Source organism: Pseudactinotalea sp. HY160, assembly GCF_009372055.1.
GTDB lineage: Bacteria > Actinomycetota > Actinomycetes > Actinomycetales > Beutenbergiaceae > HY158.
Genome location: NZ_WHMT01000002.1, coordinates 261,866 through 287,232 on the forward strand (window position 1 = coordinate 261,866; position 25,367 = coordinate 287,232).

Annotated in this window: 24 protein-coding genes; 6 read left to right on the top strand and 18 right to left on the bottom strand. The window is 69.3% G+C overall.

Features of this window, described 5'->3' with window-relative positions; translation table 11 throughout:
• Positions 1 to 46 precede the first annotated feature (46 nt).
• Positions 47 to 1,117, bottom strand: coding sequence for a tellurite resistance/C4-dicarboxylate transporter family protein (locus tag GCG21_RS03805; protein WP_370517252.1), 1,071 nt, complete (start codon positions 1,115 to 1,117; stop codon positions 47 to 49).
• A 118-nt stretch (positions 1,118 to 1,235) separates the two neighbouring features.
• Between GCG21_RS03805 and GCG21_RS03810 the strand changes: the two genes are divergently transcribed.
• The gene (locus GCG21_RS03810; protein ID WP_370517253.1) at positions 1,236 to 3,290 is read left to right on the top strand and encodes a bifunctional UDP-sugar hydrolase/5'-nucleotidase; all 2,055 of its coding nucleotides are present in this window, start codon (positions 1,236 to 1,238) and stop codon (positions 3,288 to 3,290) included.
• A 30-nt stretch (positions 3,291 to 3,320) separates the two neighbouring features.
• Here the strand turns inward: GCG21_RS03810 and GCG21_RS16115 are convergent, their stop codons facing one another.
• From GCG21_RS16115 to GCG21_RS03850, 8 genes are all read right to left on the bottom strand, one after another.
• On the bottom strand, positions 3,321 to 3,482 hold the full coding sequence (locus GCG21_RS16115) for a hypothetical protein (RefSeq protein ID WP_194164920.1): 162 nt from the start codon (positions 3,480 to 3,482) through the stop codon (positions 3,321 to 3,323).
• Between the two features lie 57 nt (positions 3,483 to 3,539).
• The gene (locus GCG21_RS03815; RefSeq protein WP_152817923.1) at positions 3,540 to 4,466 is read right to left on the bottom strand and encodes a Ppx/GppA family phosphatase; all 927 of its coding nucleotides are present in this window, start codon (positions 4,464 to 4,466) and stop codon (positions 3,540 to 3,542) included.
• 501 nt (positions 4,467 to 4,967) lie between these two features.
• Complete coding sequence (locus tag GCG21_RS03825) at positions 4,968 to 5,504, bottom strand: excisionase family DNA-binding protein (RefSeq protein WP_152817924.1); 537 nt, start codon at positions 5,502 to 5,504, stop codon at positions 4,968 to 4,970.
• 293 nt (positions 5,505 to 5,797) lie between these two features.
• Positions 5,798 to 6,763, bottom strand: coding sequence for a class 1b ribonucleoside-diphosphate reductase subunit beta (gene nrdF, locus GCG21_RS03830; RefSeq protein WP_370517254.1), 966 nt, complete (start codon positions 6,761 to 6,763; stop codon positions 5,798 to 5,800).
• A gap of 78 nt (positions 6,764 to 6,841) precedes the next feature.
• Entirely contained in the window at positions 6,842 to 8,965 is a 2,124-nt protein-coding gene (nrdE, locus tag GCG21_RS03835; RefSeq protein WP_370517268.1) for a class 1b ribonucleoside-diphosphate reductase subunit alpha, read from the bottom strand.
• 71 nt (positions 8,966 to 9,036) lie between these two features.
• Positions 9,037 to 9,438 carry a class Ib ribonucleoside-diphosphate reductase assembly flavoprotein NrdI gene (gene nrdI / locus GCG21_RS03840; protein WP_153877006.1) on the bottom strand — a complete coding sequence of 134 codons (402 nt, stop codon included), beginning with the start codon at positions 9,436 to 9,438 and terminating at the stop codon, positions 9,037 to 9,039.
• 163 nt (positions 9,439 to 9,601) lie between these two features.
• Positions 9,602 to 9,862 (bottom strand): glutaredoxin-like protein NrdH, encoded by a 261-nt coding sequence (gene nrdH, locus GCG21_RS03845; protein ID WP_152817927.1) that lies wholly within the window; start codon positions 9,860 to 9,862, stop codon positions 9,602 to 9,604.
• A gap of 540 nt (positions 9,863 to 10,402) precedes the next feature.
• Positions 10,403 to 12,037: an MFS transporter gene (locus tag GCG21_RS03850; RefSeq protein ID WP_152817928.1), complete on the bottom strand. Its 1,635-nt coding sequence runs from the start codon at positions 12,035 to 12,037 to the stop codon at positions 10,403 to 10,405.
• A 60-nt stretch (positions 12,038 to 12,097) separates the two neighbouring features.
• Between GCG21_RS03850 and GCG21_RS16965 the strand changes: the two genes are divergently transcribed.
• The 4 genes from GCG21_RS16965 to GCG21_RS03870 all read left to right on the top strand — a co-directional run bounded on the left by GCG21_RS16965 (position 12,098) and on the right by GCG21_RS03870 (position 16,032).
• Positions 12,098 to 12,634: a TetR/AcrR family transcriptional regulator gene (locus tag GCG21_RS16965; protein WP_152817929.1), complete on the top strand. Its 537-nt coding sequence runs from the start codon at positions 12,098 to 12,100 to the stop codon at positions 12,632 to 12,634.
• 63 nt (positions 12,635 to 12,697) lie between these two features.
• Positions 12,698 to 14,239: a UDP-N-acetylglucosamine 1-carboxyvinyltransferase gene (locus GCG21_RS03860; RefSeq protein ID WP_152817930.1), complete on the top strand. Its 1,542-nt coding sequence runs from the start codon at positions 12,698 to 12,700 to the stop codon at positions 14,237 to 14,239.
• A 128-nt stretch (positions 14,240 to 14,367) separates the two neighbouring features.
• Positions 14,368 to 15,396, top strand: a complete 1,029-nt coding sequence (locus GCG21_RS03865) for an LLM class flavin-dependent oxidoreductase (protein ID WP_152817931.1) — start codon at positions 14,368 to 14,370, stop codon at positions 15,394 to 15,396.
• Between the two features lie 45 nt (positions 15,397 to 15,441).
• Positions 15,442 to 16,032, top strand: a complete 591-nt coding sequence (locus GCG21_RS03870; RefSeq protein ID WP_152817932.1) for a GNAT family N-acetyltransferase — start codon at positions 15,442 to 15,444, stop codon at positions 16,030 to 16,032.
• 100 nt (positions 16,033 to 16,132) lie between these two features.
• Here the strand turns inward: GCG21_RS03870 and GCG21_RS03875 are convergent, their stop codons facing one another.
• From GCG21_RS03875 to GCG21_RS03910, 8 genes are all read right to left on the bottom strand, one after another.
• Positions 16,133 to 16,894, bottom strand: coding sequence for a hypothetical protein (locus GCG21_RS03875; protein ID WP_152817933.1), 762 nt, complete (start codon positions 16,892 to 16,894; stop codon positions 16,133 to 16,135).
• The gene (locus GCG21_RS03880; protein ID WP_152817934.1) at positions 16,891 to 17,079 is read right to left on the bottom strand and encodes a hypothetical protein; all 189 of its coding nucleotides are present in this window, start codon (positions 17,077 to 17,079) and stop codon (positions 16,891 to 16,893) included. Before GCG21_RS03880 ends, GCG21_RS03875 begins: the two co-directional genes overlap by 4 nt.
• A gap of 201 nt (positions 17,080 to 17,280) precedes the next feature.
• Positions 17,281 to 17,943 carry a pentapeptide repeat-containing protein gene (locus tag GCG21_RS17190; RefSeq protein ID WP_370517255.1) on the bottom strand — a complete coding sequence of 221 codons (663 nt, stop codon included), beginning with the start codon at positions 17,941 to 17,943 and terminating at the stop codon, positions 17,281 to 17,283.
• Between the two features lie 23 nt (positions 17,944 to 17,966).
• On the bottom strand, positions 17,967 to 19,670 hold the full coding sequence (locus GCG21_RS03890; RefSeq protein ID WP_152817935.1) for an FAD-binding oxidoreductase: 1,704 nt from the start codon (positions 19,668 to 19,670) through the stop codon (positions 17,967 to 17,969).
• A complete protein-coding gene (locus tag GCG21_RS03895) occupies positions 19,667 to 20,392 on the bottom strand; it encodes a lysophospholipid acyltransferase family protein (RefSeq protein ID WP_152817936.1) in 726 nt (241 codons plus the stop codon). Before GCG21_RS03895 ends, GCG21_RS03890 begins: the two co-directional genes overlap by 4 nt.
• Complete coding sequence (locus GCG21_RS03900; protein WP_228760031.1) at positions 20,382 to 21,179, bottom strand: SDR family oxidoreductase; 798 nt, start codon at positions 21,177 to 21,179, stop codon at positions 20,382 to 20,384. The genes GCG21_RS03895 and GCG21_RS03900 overlap by 11 nt, the downstream gene beginning before the upstream one ends.
• Positions 21,176 to 23,434, bottom strand: coding sequence for an HAD-IB family hydrolase (locus GCG21_RS03905; RefSeq protein WP_152817937.1), 2,259 nt, complete (start codon positions 23,432 to 23,434; stop codon positions 21,176 to 21,178). Before GCG21_RS03905 ends, GCG21_RS03900 begins: the two co-directional genes overlap by 4 nt.
• Before the next feature lie 146 nt (positions 23,435 to 23,580).
• On the bottom strand, positions 23,581 to 23,835 hold the full coding sequence (locus tag GCG21_RS03910; protein ID WP_370517256.1) for a DUF6458 family protein: 255 nt from the start codon (positions 23,833 to 23,835) through the stop codon (positions 23,581 to 23,583).
• Positions 23,836 to 23,998: 163 nt separating this feature from the next.
• Here GCG21_RS03910 and GCG21_RS03915 point away from each other — a divergent pair, with 163 nt between their 5' ends.
• Positions 23,999 to 24,550, top strand: coding sequence for a phosphoribosyltransferase (locus GCG21_RS03915; RefSeq protein ID WP_152817938.1), 552 nt, complete (start codon positions 23,999 to 24,001; stop codon positions 24,548 to 24,550).
• A 3-nt stretch (positions 24,551 to 24,553) separates the two neighbouring features.
• On the opposite strand, the gene GCG21_RS03920 is transcribed toward GCG21_RS03915, so the two are convergent.
• Positions 24,554 to 25,216: an ASCH domain-containing protein gene (locus GCG21_RS03920; RefSeq protein ID WP_152817939.1), complete on the bottom strand. Its 663-nt coding sequence runs from the start codon at positions 25,214 to 25,216 to the stop codon at positions 24,554 to 24,556.
• Between the last annotated feature and the right edge of the window lie 151 nt (positions 25,217 to 25,367).

A 25,367-nucleotide genomic window follows, 5' to 3' on the forward strand; every position in this document is an offset into this window, starting at 1 on the left:
GCCCCGCCACCGGATGGAGCGTTCGGACGGCGCGTTCGCGCGACGCTCAGCCCGAGCGTGCCGGGCGGGGCATCGCGCGGGGCCGGAGCACCGTGAGGTACACGTGCCGGATCATCGCCACGAACACGGCCGCCCAGACCGCGATGGCGAGCCAGAGCTCGGCGGCGCCGATCCAGCCGACGATGGGCAGGTCGTCGGCCTGTCCGAGGTAGATGCCGGCCACGGCGTACATGCCGAGCGGGAAGACCATCGACCACAGCGTGGCCTCGTAGTCGAGCGGGATCCGGTGGCGCCAGTGCCGCCACAGCCCCACGCAGAACAGCACCGGGATGAGCCAGGTGGCGAAGCTCCAGAACACGACCGACAGGCCGGCCACGAGGCCGCGGGTGGCGTCGACCATCGGCGCGGCGGCCATCTCCACGACCCGGGCCCCCGCGAGCACCGTGATCGCGCAGGCGCCCATCGCCACCCAGTACGGAGGGTTGAGATCGACGGGCTTGAGCTCGTACTGCATCATCCGCAGCGCGACCATGACCCCGGCCGCCCCGTAGAGGAACACCCCGACCGACCAGGAGAGCACGGCCACGATCGCGAGCGCGCCGCGCACCTCCTCGCTCACCGGTTCGAGCGTGGCGGCCGCCACGGCCACCGACTGGCTCGCGACCACCCAGATGAACCACGTGCCGTTGGCGTACTTGACCACGGGGCGCTCCGTCTTCGAGAGCACCGCGGTCCAGGGCACGACGTAGCCGAGCACGATCCAGGCGATGAGGGTCGCGACGAGGAAGACGGCGGTGATCGTGTGATAGCCGGCCATGAACAGCCGGACGCCGAGCACGTTCGTGCCGGCCACGTAGGTGAAGAAGCCGAAGGCCCGCGCCGGGTCGAGGAAGTCGGCCACGATCGATTCACGGTGACGCACGAGCCGGAGCACGGTGAGCGCCCCGAGCAGGAGGAAGCTCGCGATGCACACGACCAGGAGCACGGCGGAGACGACTGCGAAACCCTCGAGCGCCGTCCCCACCGACAGGATGCCCGTGGCCATGACGAGCGCGAAGTAGCCCGGCGTCAGGCCGGCGACGGCAGCGTCTGCGCGCGCGATCAGCGAAGTTCCCACGCCTGCGATGCTATCGGCGCTGCCCGCTGCGCCGTGGGCCAACCGTCCCACCCCCCTTCCGCGGCGGCCGCGGGATGAGTAGTGTTCCTCGAACCGCCCATCCGGCACCCTCATCGACGTGCGTGCCGGCACCGCGCTCGAGAGGTACATCATGCGTCAGCACACTGCCGGTGGCATCGTCGCCGCCGTCATCCTGGCCGGCCTGGCCGCAGCCCCCGCACACGCCGCGCCGGCGGACGGGGTCGATCTCACCCTGCTCGGCACGACCGACACCCACGGTCACGTCTACAACTGGGACTATTTCGCCAACGAGCAGTACACGGATCAGGACGACATCCTCGGTCTCACGCGGGTGGCGACCTACGTGAGCGACGTCCGCGACGAGGTGGGCGCGGAGTCGGTCATCGTCATGGATTCCGGCGACGCGATCCAGGGCACGCCGCTGACCACGTACTACGGCCTCGGGGACGGCGCCGCGGGCGTGCTCTCCGGCGAGACCGAGCACCCGATGTCGCAGGCGTTCAAGTACATCGGCTACGACACGCTCGGCATCGGCAACCACGAGTTCAACTACGGCCTCGACATGCTCAAGGCCTACGAGCGCGACCTCGACACCGCCGACGGCGGACCGACCCTGCTCGGGGCGAACGTCATCGACGTCGACACCGGCGAGCCCTGGCTCGAGCCGTACACGATCGTCGAGCGCGAGATCGACGGCGAGACCGTCAAGGTCGGGGTCATCGGGCTCGTGACGCCGGGCGTGCGGGTCTGGGACCGGAAATTCGTCGAGGGCAAGCTCGAGTTCCAGGACCTGGTCGAGGCGGCGCGGCACTGGGTGCCGATCGTCGCCGAGGAGGCCGACGTCGTCGCCCTCAACGTGCACAGCGGCAAGGGCGAGGTGCCCAACGAGGACTACGACACGTCCGCGCTGTACGAGAACGTGGTGAACAACGTGGCCTATCTCGTGCCGGGGATCGACTACATCCTCTTCGGGCACAGCCACCAGGACGACCCGGAGACGATCGTCACGAATAAGGACGGCGGGAAGGTGCTGCTCACCCAGCCGTACTACTGGGCCCGGTCGGTCACCCGCACGACCCTGCACCTCGTGCCCGACGGGGACGGCTGGCAGGTCGACTGGAGCGAGGGGAACGAGCCGCACGCGCAGGCCACCTACGGCTATCAGATCGGCGAGCCCGACGAGGGGCTGCGGGAGCTGCTGATGGACAAGCAGACCACGACGATCGACTACGTCAACACCCCCGTGGCGACGTCGGTCACCGACCTCAAGTCGGAGAAGTCCCGCTACGAGGACACCCCGATCATCGACTTCATCAACCACGTGCAGCTCGAGGCGATCACGACCGCGCTCGGCGACGTCGGCGATGCGACGATCATCTCCGCCGCCGCCCCCTTCTCCCGCACGGCGATCTTCCCCGAGGGCGACGTGACGATCCGCGACATCGCAGGGCTGTACGTCTTCCCGAACACGCTCTACGGGGTCGAGTTGACCGGCGCGCAGGTGCGCGACTACCTCGAGTACTCGGCGAGCTATTTCGTGCAGGTGCCCGTGGGCGCGGACTTCGATCCGGCCACGGGCACGAACGCACCCACCGACCACTACCCCGACGGGATGCCGGACTACGCCTACGACGCGATCGCCGGGGTGGACTACTACATCGACATCTCCCAGGATGTGGGTGAGCGGATCACCGATCTGCGCTACCCGGACGGCACCCCTGTGGGCGACGACGACACGTTCATCCTCGCGCTCAACAACTACCGGCAGAGCGGCGGGGCGGGCTTCCCGCACGTGGCCGACGCGGAGATCGTCTACGACGGGCAGCAGCAGATCCGGCAGATGCTCATCGACTGGGCGGTCGAGCACGAGGTGATCGACCCGGACGACTTCTTCGTGCCGAACTGGTCGCTCATCACCGAACCGATCACCGAGCCCACGCAGGAGCCGACCGATACGGCCTCCCCGACCGAGCCCGCCTCACCCACCGATACGGGCTCGCCGACCGATGCGGGCACGAGCCCGAGTGCCGGCCAGACGCCCGGCGGGTCGATGCCCGACACGGGTGCGCCGGTGGGCCCGCTCGCCGGCGCGGTCGCGCTGCTCCTGCTCGCGGGTGCCGCGGTGCTCGCCGTGCGCCGCCGACTCGCCTGAGGCCGGGCCCGGCGACGCCGGGTGAGAGCGTCAGCGGGTACCCGAGTCGTTCTCTCCGAGTAGCTCGGTGATCTGTTCTCGATCATCGAGATCGACCCCGGGCCGCAGTCCGGGGTCGATCGGCTTGAACTCCGGCAATTCGGTGGGCCCGGCCTCATCCCCGCGACCGCGTTCGTTCAGGTACCGTCGCATGAGCGCACTCCGATCATCGTGATGGCTGCGTCGTGACGCCCGTTCGACAGGATGGCGCTACTCCACTTGGTCCAGGCGTCGCAGGAGCGCACCTTCACGGAGCGCCCACGGACAAATCTCGACATTCTCGATCTTGAAGGCCTGCAACACCTCGACGGCCACGACGGCCCCGGCCACGATCTGGAAGGTGCGTTCTGCCGTTATTCCGGGTAGTTCCATGCGTTGCTCGGCGGGGATCTTCGCAAGCCGCGGCACCCAGTCCCGCAGTTGGGAGGTGCTCATCTGCCAACGGTCGTTCTTGCCCAGGCTGTCCAGGCTCATGCCTGCCAGGCGGGCCAGGGAGCGGAACGTCTTGGACGTCGCCGCCACATAGTCGGGATCGATCGATTCTCGCACGCGTGCCGCCACCGGTTGGAGGCCGGCCCGCACCGCCGTCCGCAGTTCTTTGAGCTCTTCCTTCGTTGGTGGATCGTGGTGGAGATACGTGCGCGTCAGCCGCCCGGCCCCCAAGGGCAGGGACTCGGCTACGTCCGGGATCTCGTCCACGCCCGCGGCGATCTCCAGCGATCCGCCACCGATGTCGAGGACCAGCAACTGCCCCGCGACCCAGCCGAACCAGCGCCTGGCTGCAAGAAACGTGGCGGCGGCCTCCTCTGCGCCGGACAGGACCTGCAGGTCGCCATCGATCCGAGCATCGATCTCGGCCAGGATCTCGTCACCGTTGACGGCTTCACGGATGGCGGAGGTGACGATCGTCAGGATCTCGTCGACCTCATGTTCCCGGGCCATGACCATCAATGAATCCACGGCGTCGAGAAGTCGGGCGAGGCCTTCGTCGTTGATGCTTCCGTCATGCGTGAGGTACCGCATGAGGCGCATCGTGAACCGCTGGGAGGCATAGGCGACCGGGCGTGCACCGCGGACCACATCGAAGATCAGCATGTGCACGGTGTTGGAACCGATATCCAGAACCGCCAGCCGCATCGATCGAGCCTACTCCCCGAACCCGAACCGGGAGCGATTGTCGGCTCTTCCGGCTTGGGAGTGCGTAGCGTCGGCTCGTCGTCGAGGGTGCGGGAGCGAGCGGCGCACTACGCGAGGCCGCCGCGGTCTCATCATCCCGCTCCAGTAGCTGTTCCTCAGCCAGGATCGTCCCCACACGAGGTCTCCAGGCGATCCCGTCCTCCCAGACGCAGGTCCACAGAAGCCGAAGATCTCCCATGTCGTCCGCAACGTCGGCCATGACGTCCTACGGCGCGCGCTCCATCCCGGCCAACTCACGAATCGGATCAACGCACTCTAAAACCGGAAGATCCCACATAGTCCAGCTCGAAGAGAATGCCCGTGCCCCACAACGCCGAGTACGAACATTCAGCGGCAAGCTGCAGCAAGAAGTCGCGCTGCAAGTCAGGGACCAGCACGCAGGTGTCGAGTACGGCTCTGAACATCCATGCAGTCTGCCAGTCCCTGGCCCGGATTCATCACTCAACGCGCGCGGCGGGCCTTCTCCAACGACTCCGCAACTTTCTCCGGGTGTTCGCCCACGTCATAGAATTCCTCCGAGGAATCAGAGATGAACTCAGTGCGGCGGGCGTGGAGGAGATCGCGATATTTCAGCACGTCAGCCAGCCGAAGTTTCCTGCGGCTCCTACCTGGGACGGTCGCTGCCAATTCGCCGTCTTCAATAAGCTTCACAACCGTTGGTCGGCTGAGGCCCAAGAGGTCCGCGGCCTGCTGTGTGCTGATCTCCTGCTCGCGGGCGAGGATACTGATCGATCGCCCCTTACTGAGTTCGTCGGCCGCGGCCTTCAGGACGGTGAACAGCTCCTGGGTCAACTCGACCCGCTCGTGGATGTCAGCACCGGACAGGTAGAACCGCGGCTCCGGAGCCGATCCGTACCGATTGCTGTGCGCGTCGACGAAGTCGATGACGCGAGCTAGATCCTGAGCACCTTCCGGACTCGCTGCGACGACGTCAGCGCCGTCTCGATGCGGGTGAGCGTGGGCGTGGGCTGCGGTCATGTGCGCCACTTCCTCTCCTTAGGAGGTTGCCACACTAACACGCGTTACGAAAGATCCGAAAGAGCCTTGGATCCTCGTCGCGTGCGCAACGGCCAAGCAGCGTCACGCGCCAGTCGCGCTGGGTATCCCGCTGGTCTGCGACCCTGACCGTCAACGCCACGGCCACACGTGCCCGTCGTGCGCGGCACCCGCCCGAACAGCCTCAGGTGAGCGACGCCGTCCCCAATCCCGCACAACGAGAACCGCCGCCCCCTCCCGTGCGGGGAGGGGACGGCGGCCAGGCGCGAAGAACCTCAGAAGTCCCAGTCGTCGTCCTCGGTCTCCTCGGCCTTGCCGATCACGTAGGACGAACCGGAGCCGGAGAAGAAGTCGTGGTTCTCGTCGGCGTTCGGGCTGAGCGCGGCGAGGATCGCGGGGTTCACGTTCACGGCCTCGGGCGGGAAGATGCCCTCGTAGCCGAGGTTCATCAGGGCCTTGTTGGCGTTGTACTTGAGGAACGCCTTGACGTCGTCGGTCAGGCCGAGCGGGTCGTAGAGGTCCTCGGTGAAGGTCTCCTCGTTGTCCATGAGGTCGTCGAGGAGCCCGAGGGTGAACCCGTGCAGCTCGTTCTGTCGCGCCTGGGTCTCCTGCGCCACCGCCACCTGGTACTTGTAGCCGATGTAGTAGCCGTGCACGGCCTCGTCGCGGATGATGAGCCGGATGAGGTCGGCCGTGTTTGTCAGCTTCGCCCGGCTCGACCAGTACATCGGCGCGTAGAAGCCGGAATAGAACAGCAGCGACTCGAGCATGACCGAGGCGATCTTGCGCTTGAGCGGGTCGTCGCCCTCGTACAGTCCGATGATCGAGTTCGCCTTGTACTGCAGCTCCTTGTTTGTGACCGACCAGTCGAACGCGTCGTCGATCTCGGCGGTCGAGAGCAGCGTGGAGAAGATCGAGGAGTAGCTCTTGGCGTGCACCTGCTCCATGAACACCATGTTGGCGATCACGGCCTCCTCGTGCTGGGTGCGCACGTCGGGAAGGATCGAGACCATGCCGACCGTGCCCTGGAACGTGTCGAGCAGCGTGAGGCCCGTGAGCACCTTGGTGGTCATGTCCTTCTCGGCGGCGCTGAGCGTGGCCCACGAGGAGATGTCGTTGCTCAGCGGCACCTTCTCGGGCAGCCAGAAGTTCTGGGTGAGGCGGTTCCACACCTCGAGATCCTTCTCGTCCTCGATCCGGTTCCAGTTGACCGGGCGCACGACCGCAGTCTTGAGGTCCACTTTGTCAGGCTCCTTCGATACACGCGAGCGGCGCCCGGGCGGGCGCGGGGAGGGATGGGTCGCCACGGCGGCGACTGGTCACAGCATGCAGGATACGCAGCCCTCGACCTCGGTGCCCGAGAGCGCCAGCTGCCGCAGCCGGATGTAGTACAGGGTCTTGATTCCCTTGCGCCAGGCGTAGATCTGCGCCCGGTTGAGGTCGCGCGTGGTGGCCGTGTCCTTGAAGAACAGCGTGAGGCTCAGGCCCTGGTCGACGTGCTGAGTGGCCGCCGCGTAGGTGTCGATGACCTTCTCGGGGCCGATCTCGTAGGCGTCGGCGAAGTACTCGAGATTGTCGTTGGTCATGTGGGGCGCCGGGTAGTACACGCGCCCGATCTTGCCCTCCTTGCGGATCTCGATCTTCGAGACGATCGGGTGGATCGAGCTCGTCGAGTTGTTGATGTAGGAGATCGATCCGGTCGGCGGCACGGCCTGCAGGTTCTGGTTGTAGATCCCGTGTTCCATGACGCTCGCCTTGAGCTCGCGCCAGTCCGCCTGCGTGGGGACGACGACGCCCGCCTGCGTGAACAGGTCCGTCACCCGGTCCGTGGCCGGCTTCCACTCGTTCTCGGTGTACTTGTCGAAGTACGCCCCGCTCGCGTAGGTGGAGGTGTCGAAGCTGGCGAACTTGGTGCCGCGCTCGATGGCGAGCCGGTTCGAGGCGCGCAGGGCGTGGTAGAGCACCGTGTAGAAGTAGACGTTGGTGAAGTCGATGCCCTCCTCGGACCCGTAATGGATCCGCTCCCGGGCGAGGTAGCCGTGCAGGTTCATCTGCCCGAGGCCGATCGCGTGGCCCTCGTCGTTGCCGCGCACGATCGAGGGCACGGACCCGATGTGGGTCTGATCGGAGACGGCGGTGAGCGCCCGGATCGCGGTCTCGACGGTCAGGCCGAGGTCCGGGGAGTCCATCGCCATGGCGATGTTGAGCGAGCCGAGGTTGCAGGAGATGTCCCGGCCGATGTGCTCGTAGCTCAGATCGTCGGCGTAGGTCGAGGCGGTCGAGACCTGGAGGATCTCCGAGCACAGGTTCGAGTGGGTGACCTTGCCCTCGATCGGGTTCGCCCGGTTCACCGTGTCCTCGAACATGATGTACGGGTAGCCGGACTCGAACTGGATCTCCGCGAGCGTCTGGAAGAAGTCGCGGGCCTTGATCGTGGTCTTGCGGATCTGCTCGTCGGCGACGAGCTCGTCGTACTTCTCGGTCACGTTCACCTCGGCGAACGGCACACCGTAGATGCGCTCGACGTCGTACGGCGAGAACAGGTGCATGTCGGCGTTCTGCCGGGCAAGGTGGAACGTGATGTCGGGGATGACGACGCCGAGGGAGAGGGTCTTGATGCGGATCTTCTCGTCGGCGTTCTCGCGCTTGGTGTCGAGGAAACGCATGATGTCGGGGTGGTGGGCGTTCAGGTAGACCGCCCCCGCACCCTGACGGGCCCCGAGCTGGTTGGCGTAGGAGAAGGAGTCCTCGAGGAGCTTCATCACCGGGATGACGCCGGAGGACTGGTTCTCGATCCGCTTGATCGGGGCGCTGTACTCGCGCAGGTTGCTCAGCAGCAGGGCCACGCCGCCGCCGCGCTTGCTCAGCTGGAGGGCGGAGTTGATGCCGCGGGCGATCGACTCCATGTTGTCCTCGATGCGCAGCAGGAAGCAGGAGACCGCCTCGCCGCGCTGGGCCTTGCCGGAGTTGAGGAACGTCGGGGTGGCGGGCTGGAACCGGCCCTCGAGGATCTCGTCCACGAGGCTCAGGGCGAAGGTCTCGTCGCCGGCCGCCAGCGTGAGGGCGACCATGATCGTGCGGTCCTCGAAGCGCTCGAGGTACTGCTTACCGTCGAAGGTCTTGAGCGTGTACGAGGTGTAGTACTTGAACGCGCCCATGAAGGTCTGGAACCGGAAGTCGTGCGCGTCGGCGTAGTCCCAGATCCGCTGCAGGAACTCGGGGCTGTACTGATCGAGCACGTCGGCCTCGTAGTAGCCGCCCTCCACGAGGTAGGCGAGCTTGTCGGCCAGGTTCGGGAACTGCACGGTCCGGGGCAGGACGTGCTGGAGGAAGTACTGCCGCACGGCCTCCCGGTCCTGCTCGAACTGGATCGTGCCGTCGGGCCCGTACAGGTTGAGCATCGCGTTGAGCGCGTGATAGTCGAGTTCCTGCCCCTGCTGCACGAAGGCCTCGGGGGCGGCGTCCGAGCCGGAATCCGCTGCGCTCGTCGGGCCGGCCGTCGTCTGCGCACTTTCTAGAATCGCTGCCAAAACTCTCCCAATCCCTCACGGACCCGCGCCACGTCGTGGCTCGTGCCCAGTAGTTCGAAGTTGTACAGGTGCGGCACCTGACATTTGCCGGAGATGACCTTCCCGGCGAGGCAGTACGCACTGCCGAAGTTCGTGTTCCCGGCGGCGACCACGCCCCGGATGAGCGCCCGGTTGTCGGGGTCGTTGAGGAACTTGATCACCTGTTTGGGCACGGCGCCCCGGGGGGTGCCCCCGCCGTAGGTCGGCACGATGAGCACGTACGGGTCGGTCGCCTTGAGGTGCGGCTCCGTCCGGCGCACCGGGATCCGCAGCGCCGGCAGCTCCAGCCGCTCGACGAAGCGGCGGGTGTTCTCCGAGACGGAGGAGAAATAGACGACGGACGACACGACCAACGCCTCCTCTGGGTGATGACTGGTTGAGCCTGCGCCGACCCGGGCCTGGTACCGGCCGGCCCTGGGCCGGTACCGGACCGGAGTCCGATCGGCGTGGCCGCTGTTGCGCCGCGAGGCGCGTCGCTTGTGGCGGCGCGGGCTCGATGGTGCCTGGTGCTCAGGCGGTGACCGCGACCGGGGTGTCCAGTCGGGCCGTCGTCGCGAGCGCCTTGATCTTGTCGGGGCGGAACCCGGACCAGTGGTCGCCGTCGGCGAAGACGACCGGAGCCTGCTGGTAGCCGAGCGCCTTGACGGACTCGAGCGCCTCGGCGTCGGTGGAGATGTCGACCACGGTGTACTCCAGGCCGTGCTTCTTCAGGGCGCGGTAGGTGGCGTCGCACTGCACGCAGGCGGGCTTGCTGAAGATGGTGATGGCCATGGCGTGGGCTCCCCTTCTCAAGGTGTCGGATCGCGGTCCCCCGTGCGGATCGAGCGACCCGGGCAAGAGAATCTCGTGATGATAATTACAAGGATGTGCTTCGTTCGCGCACGGTTTTCGCCGCCGCCCCATCCACTGACCACAACACTACACCTAGTGTCTGGCCCCCGGGGAGACCCCAAGACCTAGTGGTCGGCGTGTCTTCACTTTCGCGCGGTCCGCGTGTCGTGCACAGGTCCGGGGCGCAGCTGTGGACCATGCCGGGGCTCCATGTGGACACCCCACGGGCTTCTGTGCACATCCTGCGGATAACCCTGTGGACGGACCTCGACCGACGTCTGACTGTCCACAGGCGGGGTCGCCCGTCCGAGTCCGAAATCTGCCCCCGACCCGCGTCCCGAATCGCCCCGCGACACCCGCGTGTCGGCGTGTCGCGTGACCATCGACGCATGAGTCCGAATCGAGCCGAACACCCCCGCTCGGCCCGAGCAGAGCACCCGGCGCGGCCCGAGCGGGCGCCGTCGTGTCAGCGCCGTCGTGTCAGCGAGCGGGCACCCCGCGCAGGGTGCGCAGCGCGAGCACCACCGCGCCGGCCATGAGGGCCGTGCCGACACCGGCCGTGAGCCACACCCCCGAGGCGAAGGCCTCCTGCGCCGCGGTCAGGAGCTGGTCGCCGGCGCCGCCGCCGAGGCGTTCGGCCACGGTCGTCGCGCCGCCGAGGGTCTGCCGCGCCGCCTCGGCGTCCGAGCCCGTGACCCCGGCGGGGATCGCAATCGATCCGCGGAAGTGTGCGGTGAGGAGGCCGCCGACGAGGGTCGTGCCGAGCACGGCCCCGACCTCGTACGCGGTCTCGCTGATCGCCGAGGCGGCGCCGGCCTGGTGGGGCGGGGCGGCGGTGAGGATGAGGTCGTTCGAGACCGTCTCCCCCGCACCCACGCCGGCCCCGAGCACGGCGAAGGCGACCATGAGCACGGCGGGCGTCGCCGCCCCGGCGCTCAGCGCGGCGATGCCGTAGCCGAGCGCGGAGAGGGCGAAGGCCGCGGCGACCACGTAGCCCGGGCGCACCCGCGAGACGATCGGCACGACCAGCAGGCCGGCGACGACCGTGGCCGCGAGACCCGGCAGCAGCGCCATCCCGGCGACCATCGGGCTGAGGCCGAGGATGAGCTGGAGATCCTGGGTGACGAAGAAGAGGAATCCGACGATCGCCACGACGCTGAGCAGGTTGATGAGCACCGATCCGGTGAACACGAGGTTGCGGAACAGGCGCACGTCGAGCAGCGGATGCTCGAGGCGCAGCTGGCGGCGCACGAACCCGGCCCCCGCGACGAGTCCCGCGGCGATCGTTCCGAGCGCCACCGGCGCGCCCCCGCCCGTGGCGAGCGCGGTGATCCCGTAGACGATCGGGGCCATCGTGGCGGCGACCAGTGCCACGGAGGCCAGGTCGAGGCGCCCCGGAGCCGGGTCGCGGGACTCGGGGATGAGCAGGGGGCCGGCGACGAGCAGCGGGAGCAGGATCGGCACCGCCATGAGGAAGATCGAGCCCCAGTGGAAGTGCTCGAGCAGGAATCCGCCGACGATCGGGCCGAGCGCGGCGCCCGCCGAGAACGCCGAGGCCCAGATGGCGATGGCGAGCCGGCGGCGGCGCGCGTCGGGGAAGAGATTGCGGATGAGCGCGAGGGTCGAGGGCATGAGGGCCGCACCGAAGAGGCCCATACCGGCGCGGGCCACGATGAGCGCCCCGGCGCTCGGGGCGAAGGCGGCGAGCACGGAGACCGCCCCGAAGCCGATCGCCCCGATGATCAGCATCCGCCGGCGTCCCCACCGGTCGGACGCCGCCCCCATCGGCACGAGGAGCGCGGCCAGCACGAGTGGATAGACGTCCACGAGCCACAACAGCTGCGCGCTCGAGGGCTCGAGGTGCCGGCTCAGCTGCGGAACGGCGAAGGAGAGCACGGTGTTGTCGACCGAGACGAGCAGCACCGGCAGCATGAGCACGACGAGCGCCCACCACGGGTGCCGGGCCGGACTCGGAAGACGGCCGGCGCGGACCGGCCCCGCGCCGGTCTCCACCTGCCGCGGCGTGGCCGAGTCGTGGCGAACGGCGATATCGCCCCGGGTGTCGGGGTCGCGCGGTGCGGCGGAGGTGGTGCCGACGGTCGAAGCGGTGCTCATGCCGCCAGGTTACTGTACCGTCTGGACGGTTGGTTCAAGTTTTCTCGTTACACTGGCCACATGCCCCGCCCCCCGACCGCCCGCCGGCGCGCGCTGGACGCCTTCGTCGACCTCGTGGTCGAGTGCGGTGAACGGGCCGCCACGCTCGAGGCCGTGGCCAAGGCCGCCGGGATCTCCAAGGGCGGGCTGCTCTATCACTTCGGCTCCAAGGACGCGCTCGTCACGGGCCTCATCGAGCACCTCACCCGCCTGACGGAGGAGGACGTCGCCGAGATGCGCGCCGACCCCGACGGGGCCACGGCCCACATCCTGCGCACGAGCGCGGAATTCGACTCCGAGTTCGAGCCCGCATACATCGCGGCCGTCAACCTCGCCCAGGCCGGCTACGCCGAGGCCCGCGCCGCGCTCGCCGCGGCCGACGAGGCCTGGCGGGAGGCGGTGCTCGAGGAGGTGGGGGATGAGGCGGTCGCGCGCGCCGTCGTCCTCATCTCCGACGGCATCTACGCCCACGCGGCGATCCACGGCGGCCCCACCGGGCACGACATCGCCGAGCTCCGCGGCCTCGTCGCCGAACTGCTCGAGGCCCGCCGCGGCTGAGCGACATGCCGACCGGGTCACAGTTGCTGGCCCCACCCGGAGGAGCGACATATCGTTTCCGCTATGACCGCTGTGACCTCAGCCCCCGCCCCCGCCACCGAGATCGGCACCCTCATCCGGGCCGCCCGACAGGCCAAGGCCATCACCCAGAGCCAGCTGGCCGAGAGCCTGGGCACCACCCAGTCGGCGATCGCCCGGATCGAATCGGGCGGACAGAACCTCTCGGTCGACCTACTCACCCGGATCAACGCCGCACTCAACGCGGATCTGGTCACGATCGGCGCGGCGAAGCCGACCCACCTGCGGGTCTCCGGCGGCACCCCCCTGAGCGGGACGATCAGCGTCAACTCCTCCAAGAACGGTGCGGTCGCCCTCCTGTGCGCCTCGCTGCTCAACAAGGGAACGACCCGGCTGCGCAACGTCGCCCGGATCGTCGAGGTCGAGCGGATCGTCGCCGTGCTCACCTCGATCGGGATGCGGGCCACCTGGTCGGCGGACGGACGCGACCTCGAGCTCGTGCCGCCGGCGGTCTTCGACCTCGACGCGATCGACGCCGAGACCGCCAAGCGCACCCGCAGCATCATCATGTTCCTCGGGCCGCTCATCGCCCGCGAGGACGACTTCGCGATCCCCTACGCGGGCGGCTGCGACCTCGGCACCCGCACGGTCGAACCGCACATGATCGCCCTGCGCCCGTTCGGTCTCGACGTGCTCGCCACGACCGGCGCGTACCGCGCGACGGTGCGCGGGCGCAGCGGAGGCGACCTGACCGTCGTCCTCACGGAGCGGGGCGACACGGTGACCGAGAACGCGATCATGGCCGCGGCCGCGCACGAGGGCGTGACCACGATCCGCAACGCCTCCCCCAACTACATGGTGCAGGACCTGTGCTTCTACCTCGAGCTGCTCGGGGTGCGGATCGAGGGCATCGGCACGACGACCCTGCGCATCCACGGCCGCTCGGCCCTCGCGGCGGACGTCACGTACACGGTGTCGGAGGACCCGGTCGAGGCGATGAGCCTGCTCACCGCCGGCATCGTGACCGACTCGGAGATCACCGTGGCCCGCGCCCCGATCGAGTTCCTCGAGATCGAGCTCGCCACGCTCGCGGAGATGGGCCTGAACTACACGCTCAGCCCCGAGTACCTGAGCGCGAACGAGCGCACCCGGCTCGTGGACATCACCGTGCACCCGAGCGAGTTGCGGGCCCCGATCGACAAGATCCACCCGATGCCGTTCCCGGGCCTGAACATCGATAATCTGCCGTTCTTCGCGCTCATCGCCGCCTGCGCGAGCGGGTCGACCCTCGTGCACGACTGGGTCTACGACAACCGCGCGATCTACCTGACCGAGCTCACCCGCCTCGGCGCCCAGGTGCGCCTGCTCGACCCGCACCGGCTCGACATCACCGGGCCCACCCGCTGGCGCGGCACCGAGGTGAGCTGCCCGCCCGCGCTCCGCCCGGCCGTCGTGGTCCTGCTCGGAATGCTCGCCGCGACGGGCACGAGCGTGCTGCGCAACGTCGACATCATCGCCCGCGGCTACGAGCAGCTCGCCGACCGCCTCATCAGCCTCGGCGCGGATATCGAGACGTTCCGGGACTGAGGACGGCGCCCGCTCACCCGGGCGTGAGCGGGCCCGCTCGTCGGGGCGCGCCGGGTCGGGGGGCCGGCGGGCCCGGCCGCCACGGTGCCTACCGGAATAGCGGCCCCCGGCCGGGGGTTGAGCCGGACATGAGCGCACGCAAGAGCATCGGCTTCCTCTCGTTCGGCCACTGGGTGGACCACCCGGCCTCGGCCACCCGGAGCGCGGCCGACGCGCTCACCCAGAGCATCGAACTCGCCGTGGCGGCGGAGGAGCTGGGCGCGGACGGCGCCTACTTCCGGGTGCACCACTTCGCCCGCCAGCTCGGGTCGCCGTTCCCGCTGCTCGCGGCGGCGGGCGCGCGCACCAGCCGCATCGAGATCGGCACGGGCGTCATCGACATGCGGTACGCGAATCCGCTCGCCTTCGCCGAGGACGCCGCCTCGGCCGACCTCATCTCCGGCGGCAGGCTCCAGCTCGGGATCTCCCGCGGCTCACCCGAGCAGGTGATCGACGGCTGGCGGCACTTCGGATTCTCACCCGCCGAGGGCGAGACGGACGCGGACATGGCCCGGCGCCACGCCGACGTCGCCCTCGACGCGCTCACGGGCCGGGCATTCGCCGAGCCGAGCCCGCGCCCGATGTTCCCCAATCCTCCCGGGCTGCTGCGGATCGAGCCCTATTCACCCGGGCTGCGGCAGCGGATCTGGTGGGGCGCCGGGTCGGATGCGACCGCCCGCTGGGCCGCGGCCAACGGCATGAACCTCATGTCCTCCACCCTCAAGGACGACGAGTCCGGCGAGCCCCTGCACGTGCAGCAGCGCCGGCAGATCGAGGCCTTCCGCACCGAATGGGCGCGCCACGACCACGGCTTCGAACCACGGGTGTCCGTGTCGCGGTCGATCTTCGCGATCACCTCCGACGAGGACCGCCGCCTCCTGCTCGGCAGCGGCGACCGCGCCGACCAATTCGGCTCGATCGGCGGGGTTCGCGCGGTCTTCGGGCGCACGTACGCCGATGAGCCCGAGGCGCTCGTCGATCAACTCCGCGCGGACGAGGCGATCGCCGCCGCGGACACCCTGCTGCTCACGGTGCCGAGCCAGCTCGGCGTCGACTACAACGCCCACATCCTGGGCGCGATCCTCACCCACGTGGCGCCCGGCCTCGGCTGGCGCTGAACACTGCCCAGAATCAGGACGGCCGGCAGTGGCACGATGACACCCATGCCCACCAAGCCCAAGGTGCCTGCCGAGCCCACCGACCCGAGCGACCGATCTCCGATCCGGATCCGTCCCTACGAGGAGCGGGACTCCGCCGCAACGCTCGCGATCTTGCTCGCCGCGATCACGCGGACCGCCGCGGCCGACTACACCCCGGAGCAGGTGCGGGCCTGGGCCCGGCCGGATGAGCGCGAGCCGGCGAGCTGGCACGCCGGGATGGCCGCCCGGAATAGCTTCGTCGCCACGGTCGGCAGCGAGGTCGCCGGATTCTCCGACGTCGACCGGCACGGCTATATCGACATGATGTTCGTGGCGCCCGAGCGGCAGCGGCGGGGCGTGGCCCACACCCTGCTGGCCGAGGCCGAGCGGCGGGCACGCGAGTACGCCGCGGACGAACTCCACGCCGATGTGAGCCTCACCGCCCGGCCGTTCTTCGAACGCCACGGCTTCCGCGTCGAGTTCGAACAGCACCAGGTCAGAGACGGAGTCGAACTCGTCAACTTCCGGATGAGCAAGGCCCTCGATCGGCCCCGTCCACCCGCGTCTTGGGGAGTCCCGAGCTCATTCTCACCCGACGAGTCATACTTGCTGTGAGGTGCTGGCCTCAACTCACCCTGACAGGTCCGGGCACGACGACTTGCGCGCGAGCAACGCGCCCGCCCTACTGCTCCGGCCGGCCTGGGCGTGGCGGTGCTCAGAATGCGCGAAGCCGTTCAATATTGTTGAGTACCGGCCCACTGGGCGGCGCTGCGACCGTGTACTTCAGCTTCCGAAGTGTTGCCGCTGCGGTCTCTGGAGCGTCTCGCACCGCGGCTGCGGTTTGTTGGAGCCGCCATGCCACGCGGCCCGCGATGAGGGCGCCGCGCCACCCATCTTCGTGGTCGATCCCTAGTTCGGAGATGAGTGCTTCGAGTAGGTCTTCAAGGCACGGGCGGAAGCGCTCACCACCGAGCGGGTAGTGGAAGTCCTGGTGCCTTGGGTACTTGCCGCGATCGATGTCTGCTTGGCGCACGCGGCCGCGACGGGTCGCCCCGCCGGACATCGCAATGACGGCATCCATGTCGGTCGGGCCATCATCGAACGGCGTTCCTGAGCCATGCACGTGGAAGTGCGCGACTGGGACGGATCGCGCCGCTCGCTGGAACTCGTATCGAATCAGCGGCGCATGACGATGGCTCTCATTGGGCGAGTAGAAGAGAGTCATGCGCGACGCATCGACACGGAGGTACTCCTCTTCGCGATCGAGGCAGCAGTCGTACTCGGCCCGGAGTAGGTAGGTCGGCGTTCCATCTATCGCCAGGGGGATACCAGCGCTCGCACCCTGCCAGACCGTGAACAGCGAGGGTTCGTCGCCGACGGCTGTGGCAGTGAATTGCGGGCAGGAACGGCCGACGACGGCACGGGTCGTCGTCGTGAGAGAATCCGCGAAGTCGCCGGCGAGATCTTCGAGGCTCACCGAGAGCCGGTCAGGAGGAACTGCAGTCGCGAGTACTCCTCGGCGAGGACCTGGTCGTCGAAGTCGAAGTCGTACCGCTCGACGCGTTCGAGCAGATCATGAGCGCTCACGCGCAACGCCTCCAGGATCTCGCGCTGGCGCGCCAGTGCGTCCTGGCGCGAGATGCGTTGGATCGTTGCGCTCATCATCATCTCCTCACTCGCTGATATCCGCGTCGACAGTCAGCCATCCGCAGGACTGTCCACAGATTCGCCTGAGTTGTCCACAGTTCTGCATCGGTGTCTCCACGGTATACGACGAGGGCGGGTGATACTAGCCAGGCCGGGTGGCGGGTCCGTGTCAACTTGTCAGCTCGACGCCCCTCGGAAGGTCATGACCCGAAACATCTAGCCGGCGACCGTGATCCCCAGGTGCTCCGCGAAGAGGCCCGTGAGTTCGGCGGCCTGCCTGGAGGAGATGACGGCGCCGTCCATCGACTCGATCCCACTGATCCCGCCCAGCCCAAGGCCGCGAAGATCAACGTGGCGCAGCTGTGCATGATCGAACCGGATCCGCCCCACGGTGCAGCCCTCGAACGCGACCCGCTCGGCACGCGCCTGCGCGAGGTCGAGCTCGTCGATGACGCAGTGAGCGAAGTGCACATCCCGCAGCGTCGCCGAGCGGAGGTTCACGAACGAGAGCTTGCTATCCGAGACGCGCACGGATTGCAGATCAGCGTCGAACAACTCGACCGCGCCGAACCGGGAACCCTCGATCCAGGCGTCGCGCCAGGTGGAGCGGGCGGCCTGGAACATCGGTGCGTTGACACGCACGAGACGTGTCTCGGCGAACCGCGCTCCCCGCAGTTGTACCTCGTTGGCCGCCAGATCCAGGAACTCGCACTCGCTGACAACCACCCCGGTCAGGTCACTACCGGAAAGGTCGGCCCCGGAGTACCGACGTGCCTCGTAGTGCCCACCGGCGACGATCTCCTCGCCGATCGCGCCGGCCAGGTCGACCAGGTGCAACCCGTCGATGATCGGGGCGGCGACCTTGGGGCGTCGGCTCACCACGTCAGGCGTTCCCGACCGGCTCACCACTCCCGGTGCGGCGGGATGAGTGTGCCCGGGTTGAGGTTGCGCTTCGGGTCGGCGGAGGAGAGCAGGCCGACCATGAGGTCGACCCCGCCCTCGGAGAGGTCCTGTTCGAGCCACGGCGCGTGGTCCACGCCCACGCCGTGGTGGTGCGAGAGCGTGGCCCCGGAGTCCATGAAGGCCTGCTGGATCGCGGACTTGACCACGTCGTACTGGTCGAGCATCGCCCCCGTGGGGGCGGCCTCGCCGTTGACGTCGGCCGGCCGGAACGCGAACGTGAAGTACAGGCAGGCACCCGAGTGGTACGAGTGCGACAGGTGGCACATGACGAAGCCCTGCACGCCGATCTCCGCGAATGCGCCCTTCGCGGCCCGCATCGCGCGGTGGTACACCTCGCCGAGCCGGTCCCACGGGGCGGCGGTCTCGGACACGTCGCCCACGGCGCCGCGGTCGAGGAGGAAGTCGCGGATATAGGGCGTGTCGAACTTCTTCTGGTCGTACAGGTCGCCCGGCCCCTTGCCGAGCCGGATCCCGCCGTTCTTCGACACGATCTTGCCCACGATCGACTTGTTCGAGCGCACGAGCGCGGAACCGCCCTCGTAGCCGATATAGCTCAGGCACACCTTGTCCAGGTCCCAGCCGCGCTTGGCGAGCAGGTCGAAGAGCATCGGCCCGACCTTCGAGGCGAGCGAAGTCGACTCCTTCTGGGTCGAGAGCGAGAACGCGGTCTCGGGGGCGTCGGAGACCCGGGTGATGCTCGGGGTCGCGTCCGAGATCGAGATCTGCCGCATCGCCTCGAGGCCGGCCGCCCAGTTCGGGAACAGGTAGGCGATGACCTCGCGGTTCTCCGGGAGCCGGTGCACGTTCACCCACGCCTCGGTGATCACCCCGAGGCGGCCCTCGGAGCCGAGGATCATCTCGCGCACGCTCGGGCCGGACGACGTCGCCGGCAGCGGGCGCAGCTCCACGACCTTCCCGGGACGCACGAGCCGCAGCCCCCGGGTGATATCGGCGATGTCGCCGTACTTGTCGGACTGCATGCCCGAGGACCGGGTCGCGATCCAGCCGCCGAGGGTCGAGTGCTTGAACGAGTCGGGCTGGTGGCCCGTGGTCCAGCCGGCCGCGCCGAGCTGGTCCTCCATGTCTGGGCCGAGCACGCCGGCCTGGATCCGGGCGAGCCCCGAGTTCTCGTCGATCTCGAGCACCCGGTTCATCCGCCCGAGGTCGAGGGAGATGATGAGCCGCTTCTCCCCCGCCTGCGGCGTGAGGGAGCCGGAGATGTTCGAACCGCCGCCGTAGGGGATGAGGACGGCGTCCCGCTCGTCGACCATGTCGACGACCGCGCGCACCTCCTCCTCGTTCGCCGGATAGACGACGACGTCCGGCACCCTGGGCAGGTCACCCGCCCGCACGCGCACGAGGTCGCGCAGGCCCTTGCCGTAGGTGTGCACGACGCGCTCGAGGTCGTCCGTGGTCACGTGGTGGTCGCCGACGATCCCCCGCAGCCGGTCGGCGTCGCCGTCGCCGAGCAGGGAGGCCGGCACCGTGATGTCGTCGAACGCGGGCGGCTTCCCGCCCGGCTCGGAGAGGTCGATGGCGACCTTCTCCAGCACGAACGGGGCGAACCGCGGCTTGTTGTCGTGGGTGAACGCGATCCCCTCGACGCCCCAACCCCACCACTTGTGGTGCATGACTTCGCTCATCGCTCGTCCTCCTGTTCACGGATGTCCTCGTCGCCGCCGTCGGCGGCGGGCAACGCGGTGCCGGTCGTGTGCATGGTGACCACCCGGGCCTCGACCCGGGAGTTGAAATCTGTCAGTGACTCCCCGCTGCGCACGCGCACCGGCTCCCCGATGAGCACGCGCACCTCGGGGCGGCCCGGCACCGGCCAGTTCCGGCCGACGGGCATCGCATCGTGGGCGCCCACGAGCGCGACCGGCACCACCGGCACCCGCAGCGCCCGCGCGAGCGCCGCCGCCCCGGGTTTGAACCGCGCCATCTCCCCCGTCCGCGAGCGCGTGCCCTCCGGGAAGATGAGCAGCGGGATGCCCTGCCGCAGCAGCGACACGCTCAGGCCCGCCCGCTTCGACTTCCTCCCCTCCCGGTCCACGGGATAGGAGTTGAAGAAGACCGACGTGAGCGTCGAGCGCCACTTCTGCTCGTAGAAGTAGTCCGCCGCGACCGCGGTCGCGAGGTCCCGGGTGAGCGAGTACGGCAGCGAGGTGATGAGCACGGGTGCATCGAGGTGCGAGGAGTGGTTGGCGACCACGATGAACGGTCCCTCGAGCCCGGCGACGTTCGCCTCGCCGTCCACACGCACCGAGACGAGCGAGCTCATGAGCGCGCGCATCGGTCCGCGCTGGGCGACGCGCCGCAACGCGCGATGCCAGGCCCAGTGGTAGCGGTCGGTGGGCTTACTTCTCACGGCGTCCCTTCTTGATCCGGGAGGTCGCCCACTCCACCGCCGGTCGAGGTGCGTGCGAGGCGAGCCACGCGAGGATCTTGAACCGCTTCGACGGCACCACCCGCGACTTGCCCTTCTCCACGGCCGCCAGGGTATCGGCCGCGAGCCGGTCGGCGCTCAGCCACAGCCAGCTCGGGATCCGGGAGGCCTCCACCTTCGCGCGCTGGTGGAACTCGGTGCGCACCCAGCCCGGCAGCAGGGTCATGACGTGCACGCCCGTGCCGATGAGCTCGAGCCCGAGCGCATCGGAGAACGTGTTCATCCACGCCTTGATCGCCGAATAGTTGTTCATCGCGATGAGCCCGGCCACCGAGCCGACGTTGATGATGAGGCCGTGCCCGCGCGGGGTCATCGCCGCGGCGGCCGCGCTCCCGAGCAGCAGCGGGGCCGTGACCATGAGGTCGATCCCGCGCGTGTGGGCCGCCATGTTCTCGGTCACGAACGGCTCGTGCAGCCCGGAGCCCGCGTTGTTCACGAGGATGTCGATGGGCGGCTCCGCCGCCAACCGCGTGGTGACGGCGTCCGTGCCCTCGCGCGTGGACAGGTCCGCTGCGATGAGGCTCACCTCGACCCCGTAGGCCGTGCGCAGCCGCTCCGCCGCGCGTTCGAGCGCCGCCTGGGTGCGGGCGACGAGCACGAGGTCGCAGCCGCGGGCCGCGAGCGCCTTGGCGAACGCGAGGCCGATGCCGGCCGATCCCCCGGTGATGAGGGCCCGGCCGCGGACGACCGATGGTTCGGGTGCGCTCACCGGTCCTCCTTCACGGGGCGCAGCGAGCGCACGATCGAGGTGAGTCCGCGGTCGGCGGTCGTGGTCCAGCTGAGCACCGGCCACCGCTTCGACCTGGCGTACCGGTACAGGGCCGTGTCGGGGTTGACCACGCTCGGGTGCCCCACGATCTCGAGCCACGGCCGGTCGGCGTAGGTGTCCCCGTAGGCGTAGGAGGCGCTCAGGTCGAGATGGTGGTCGCGGGCGTACCGCTGCAGCCAGGCGACGCGGGCCTCGTCGACGAGCGGGGAGGTGGCCAGGTAGCCCGTCCAGAGCCCGGCAGCGTCCTTCTCCATCGAGCCGGCGGCGATCTCGTCGAAGAGGTCCGCGAGCGGCTCCACGAACACGTCGACCTGGCCGGTGATGAGCAGGGTGCGGTGCCCGGCGGCGCGGTGCTCGGCGATCCGGGCCACCGCCTCCTCGAGCAGCCGTGCCCGCAGCCTCGGGGCGATCTGGGAGGCGATGACCTCCCGCAGCTCGGACTCGTCCACCCCGGCGTAGCGGCGCATGAAGTTGCGGATGAAGTCGCCGCGGTCGCGGTGCTCGGCCTGCAGGTACGTGGGCGAGGAGGCGACCATGGCGCTCAGGTCGGCCAGGGCCCGGCCCTTCCCGGTCGCGAGCGAGACCCAGACGTAGTGCTCGAGCAGGTTCGCGGCCGCGACCGTGCCGTGCATGTCGAACACGGCGAGCACGTCGGTGCGCTGCGGCAGCACCTTGGGCGCGCCGCCCGCGGTCGGGCGGGCCTGTCGGGATCGCGTCAGGCCCGGCACGTTCGGGATGTGGACGTCCTGGAGGTAGTGCTCCCAGTCGATCTCGGTCACGTCGAAGCCGTGCAGCTCCTTCGACTCCGCCGGGATCGCCTCGTGCAGGGCGCGGGTGTGGGCGTCGTCGAAGATGACCTCGGTCTGGGTGTACGGCTGGTACAGGTCGCTGAACTTGCGCAACGTGCCCAGGTCCCGCTTGGCCTTGTACAGACCCGAGAGCCACTCGCGGCTGCGGTTCGTCGCGGGCAGCCGGCCCACGGCCCGGTCGGCGACGTCGACCGCCCACTCGCGGCGGCGCATGCTCCGTTCGACCTGCCGGCCGAACGGGAACGACCACTTCGCCACCTGCACGACCGAACCGGCGTCGTCCTTGAGGGGGTGCTCCGAGAAGTAGTCGCGCACGATCCGCAGGAGCCGGCCGAACCGCAGCGGGTTCCGGATGCCGGAGGCCACCTGATAGTAGTTCGGCTCCGACGGCTCGGGCGGGGTGGCCGCGACGGCCAGGATCGCGTTGACCACGTGGTCGACGGGGATGATGTCGAGGATCGTGTCGGCCAGGGCCGGGAACTCCGGCAGCATGCCGCGCCCGTAGGCCGCGATGAGCGGGTCCGCGACCTTGAATCCGTCGATCCAGCCCGGATACGGGTGCCTGAACGAGGACTCGATGACCGTCGGTCGCACGACCGAGAGCCGGTGGCCGGCCCGGCCCCACAGGTCCTCGGCGACCCGCTCGCCCAGGGCCTTGGTGAACGTGTACACGTCGGGCCAGCCGAGCGACTGCGAGCGCAGTCGGCCGGCGCGCACGAGCTTGTCGTGCACCCAGGTCGCGCGGGCCTCCTCGGCGGCCTCCGCGACGGCCTGGGCGCCGGCGCGGCGGTGCTCGGCGCGGGCCCGCTCGAGGATCGGTCCGAGCACGGCCGGGCGGCGCGATGCCGCCTCGAGCTCGGTGCGGGCCCCGAGGGCGCGGGCGGTCTCGATCACGCGGTCCACATGGTGCTCGAGGGAGCGTTCCTCGCTCACCCCCTTGCGCATGCCGGCCACGTAGCAGGTCGACACGTGCACGACGTGTGGGTCGGAGCCGGAGGCGAGGAGCGCCTCGTAGAGCGAGACGGGGCCGTCGACGTTCGCGGCGAACGCCTCGTCGATCGGCGGGTCGAAGGAGACGGTCGAGGCCGAGTGGACCACGACGTCGATGTCCCCCGGCAGCGGCGGCACGTCGCCGAGGTCGCCGGAGATCACGGTGACGCGCTCGGCGGCGATCCGGTCCGCCTCCGCGGCGCCGACGCTCTCGCGCCACGGGGTGAAGCACGCCTTGCGCAGCAGCTTGGTCACGCGGACCTCGGCGCTCAGGGCTCCCCGGGGTCGCACCAGCAGCGAGATGCGGGTCGTGGGGTAGCAGGCCAGCAGTTTCTCGAGCACGGCTTGCCCGACGAATCCGGTGGCACCCGTGATGAGGACATGGGCATTTTTCATCGGCTCGGACACCTCGGCCACTTTACGCGGATTCCCGCGACGGTGGGCACACTCGTCCGGCGCGCGGGCGCCGGCGGGCGAACGGGTGATATTCCCCGCCCGGCGTCACGAATGCGGGCCGGCGAGAATCCGCGCGGCGGCCGAGGTCAGGAGGTGGGTGGGCCATCGGAGCGAGAGTCCGTCCGGCGCTCGGTCACGCCCCCGGGGCCCGACTGTTGGATCGTCGTCGTGGTCCGGCCGCGGCGGCCCGAGAAGACGACGCTGAGGATGAGGCCGAGGAGCCCCCCGGCCATGAGGATGTAGCCGATGAGCGTGAGGTTCACGCCCTCGACGACGTCCGAGATCGCGAAGGCCAGGATGGCCCCGATGATGATCAGGGCGATGCTCGATCCGATTCTCACGAGGATCCACCTCCGGTTCGGCGTGCGGGCGCCCGCTTGGTCGGCGCTACTTCGAACGTACGGCCGGGGGCGGCCGGTGTCCACGCCTGCGCCCGACGGGTTCTGCGCGGGTGGGCGGGCGAACGGGCCTCGGGGCGCGGCGGTGCGCGCGTAGAGTACGTCCATGGGCAAAGCATTCGACGACGTCGCCACCGATCGGGAGTTGGAGATCCTCACCTGGGAGGGTTTCGGTGAGGCGACCCGGGAGTTGGCGAGGTCGGTCGTGGCCTCGGGCTGGATGCCCGATCTCGTCGTCGCCGTGGCACGCGGCGGGCTGCTGCCGGCCGGGGCGCTCTCCTACGCCCTCGGCGTCAAGGCGATGGGCACGCTCAACGTGGAGTTCTACACGGGCGTGGGCGAGACGCTCGCGGAGCCCGTCGTGCTGCCGCCGCTCATGGACACCTCCGAGCTGCCCGGGCGCAAGGTGCTCGTGGTCGACGACGTGGCCGACTCGGGAAAGACGCTGCGGCTCGTGATGAACCTCGTGCGCGACAAGGGCATCCTGGCGGAGGTCGACGACGACGGTAGCCCGACCGAGATGATCTCCGTGGAGGCGCGCTCGGCCGTGCTGTACACGAAGCCGGTGAGCGTGATCGAGCCGGACTACACGTGGAAGCACACGCCCCAGTGGATCGCCTTCCCGTGGTCGGACAAGCCGCCCGTCACGCAGGAGTAGCGGCTACGCGCCGGTGGCATCCTCGAGATCGGCGGCATCCCCGATCTCAGCAGTATCCCCGATATCAGCGGCATCGGCAGCATCAGCAATCGCAGGAGGCCACACGAGCGTGAACCGCTCGAGCAGGAGTTCGTCGGTCTCGGCGAAGGTCGCCCCACGCGCGGCGCACGTGCGCTCGAAATAGCGGCGGTGCTCGCGCCGCCACGAGGCGAGTGAGCCGTCGTCCTCCCCCTCGTCGCGCGCGAACCGCCCGTCCACCTCGGCGAAGCGGGCGACGCGCAGCTCCGTCGTGCGCAGGATCGCCCGCGGCACCCCGTGGCCATCGCACGCGACCCAGTGCGCGCCGATCACCGGCGGCGCCTCGCCGGCCGCCTCGAAGTCCGCGAGCAGCGAACTCGTGGCCCGCTTGGTTCCGTGCGTGACCGCCGCGAGCAGGCTGTTCGCGAGCTCGAGGGAGTCGCCGAAGGTGTCCGCCTCGTAGGTCTGATCATGGACGGCGCCCGTGGCGGCCCCGTAGGCCGCCCACAGCCGGCGGGCGGCGTCGTGATCGATCGGCTCGGCCGGTGTGCGGGGCGCAACGGGGACGTCGGGGGCGCGGGTCGCGACGGGGGCAGCGGGGGTGCGGGTCACATCAGGGGTGTGGGTCGCGTCGGGGGCAGCGGGCATGCGGGCCACGGTAGCGGGCCCGCAGCGGGACATCACTCGGCCCGTCGATCGGTCGGTCGGCACGTCGGGGTCGACCCGTCGGTCGCTCGGTCGGCACGTCGCTCGGTCGGTTGGTCGGCGAGAGCCTGGACAACGGCGGCGCCGACCAGGG

Bases quoted from the DNA above. Each gene is read 5' to 3' on its own strand.
- GCG21_RS16115 (WP_194164920.1), bottom strand. From the start codon at position 3,482: ATGCGACGGTACCTGAACGAACGCGGTCGCGGGGATGAGGCCGGGCCC.
- GCG21_RS03815 (WP_152817923.1), bottom strand. From the start codon at position 4,466: ATGCGGCTGGCGGTTCTGGATATCGGTTCCAACACCGTGCACATGCTG.
- GCG21_RS03825 (WP_152817924.1), bottom strand. From the start codon at position 5,504: ATGACCGCAGCCCACGCCCACGCTCACCCGCATCGAGACGGCGCTGAC.
- nrdH (WP_152817927.1), bottom strand. From the start codon at position 9,862: ATGGCCATCACCATCTTCAGCAAGCCCGCCTGCGTGCAGTGCGACGCC.
- GCG21_RS03850 (WP_152817928.1), bottom strand. From the start codon at position 12,037: ATGAGCACCGCTTCGACCGTCGGCACCACCTCCGCCGCACCGCGCGAC.
- GCG21_RS16965 (WP_152817929.1), top strand. From the start codon at position 12,098: ATGCCCCGCCCCCCGACCGCCCGCCGGCGCGCGCTGGACGCCTTCGTC.
- GCG21_RS03860 (WP_152817930.1), top strand. From the start codon at position 12,698: ATGACCGCTGTGACCTCAGCCCCCGCCCCCGCCACCGAGATCGGCACC.
- GCG21_RS03865 (WP_152817931.1), top strand. From the start codon at position 14,368: ATGAGCGCACGCAAGAGCATCGGCTTCCTCTCGTTCGGCCACTGGGTG.
- GCG21_RS03870 (WP_152817932.1), top strand. From the start codon at position 15,442: ATGCCCACCAAGCCCAAGGTGCCTGCCGAGCCCACCGACCCGAGCGAC.
- GCG21_RS03880 (WP_152817934.1), bottom strand. From the start codon at position 17,079: ATGAGCGCAACGATCCAACGCATCTCGCGCCAGGACGCACTGGCGCGC.
- GCG21_RS03890 (WP_152817935.1), bottom strand. From the start codon at position 19,670: ATGAGCGAAGTCATGCACCACAAGTGGTGGGGTTGGGGCGTCGAGGGG.
- GCG21_RS03905 (WP_152817937.1), bottom strand. From the start codon at position 23,434: ATGAAAAATGCCCATGTCCTCATCACGGGTGCCACCGGATTCGTCGGG.
- GCG21_RS03915 (WP_152817938.1), top strand. From the start codon at position 23,999: ATGGGCAAAGCATTCGACGACGTCGCCACCGATCGGGAGTTGGAGATC.
- GCG21_RS03920 (WP_152817939.1), bottom strand. From the start codon at position 25,216: ATGCCCGCTGCCCCCGACGCGACCCACACCCCTGATGTGACCCGCACC.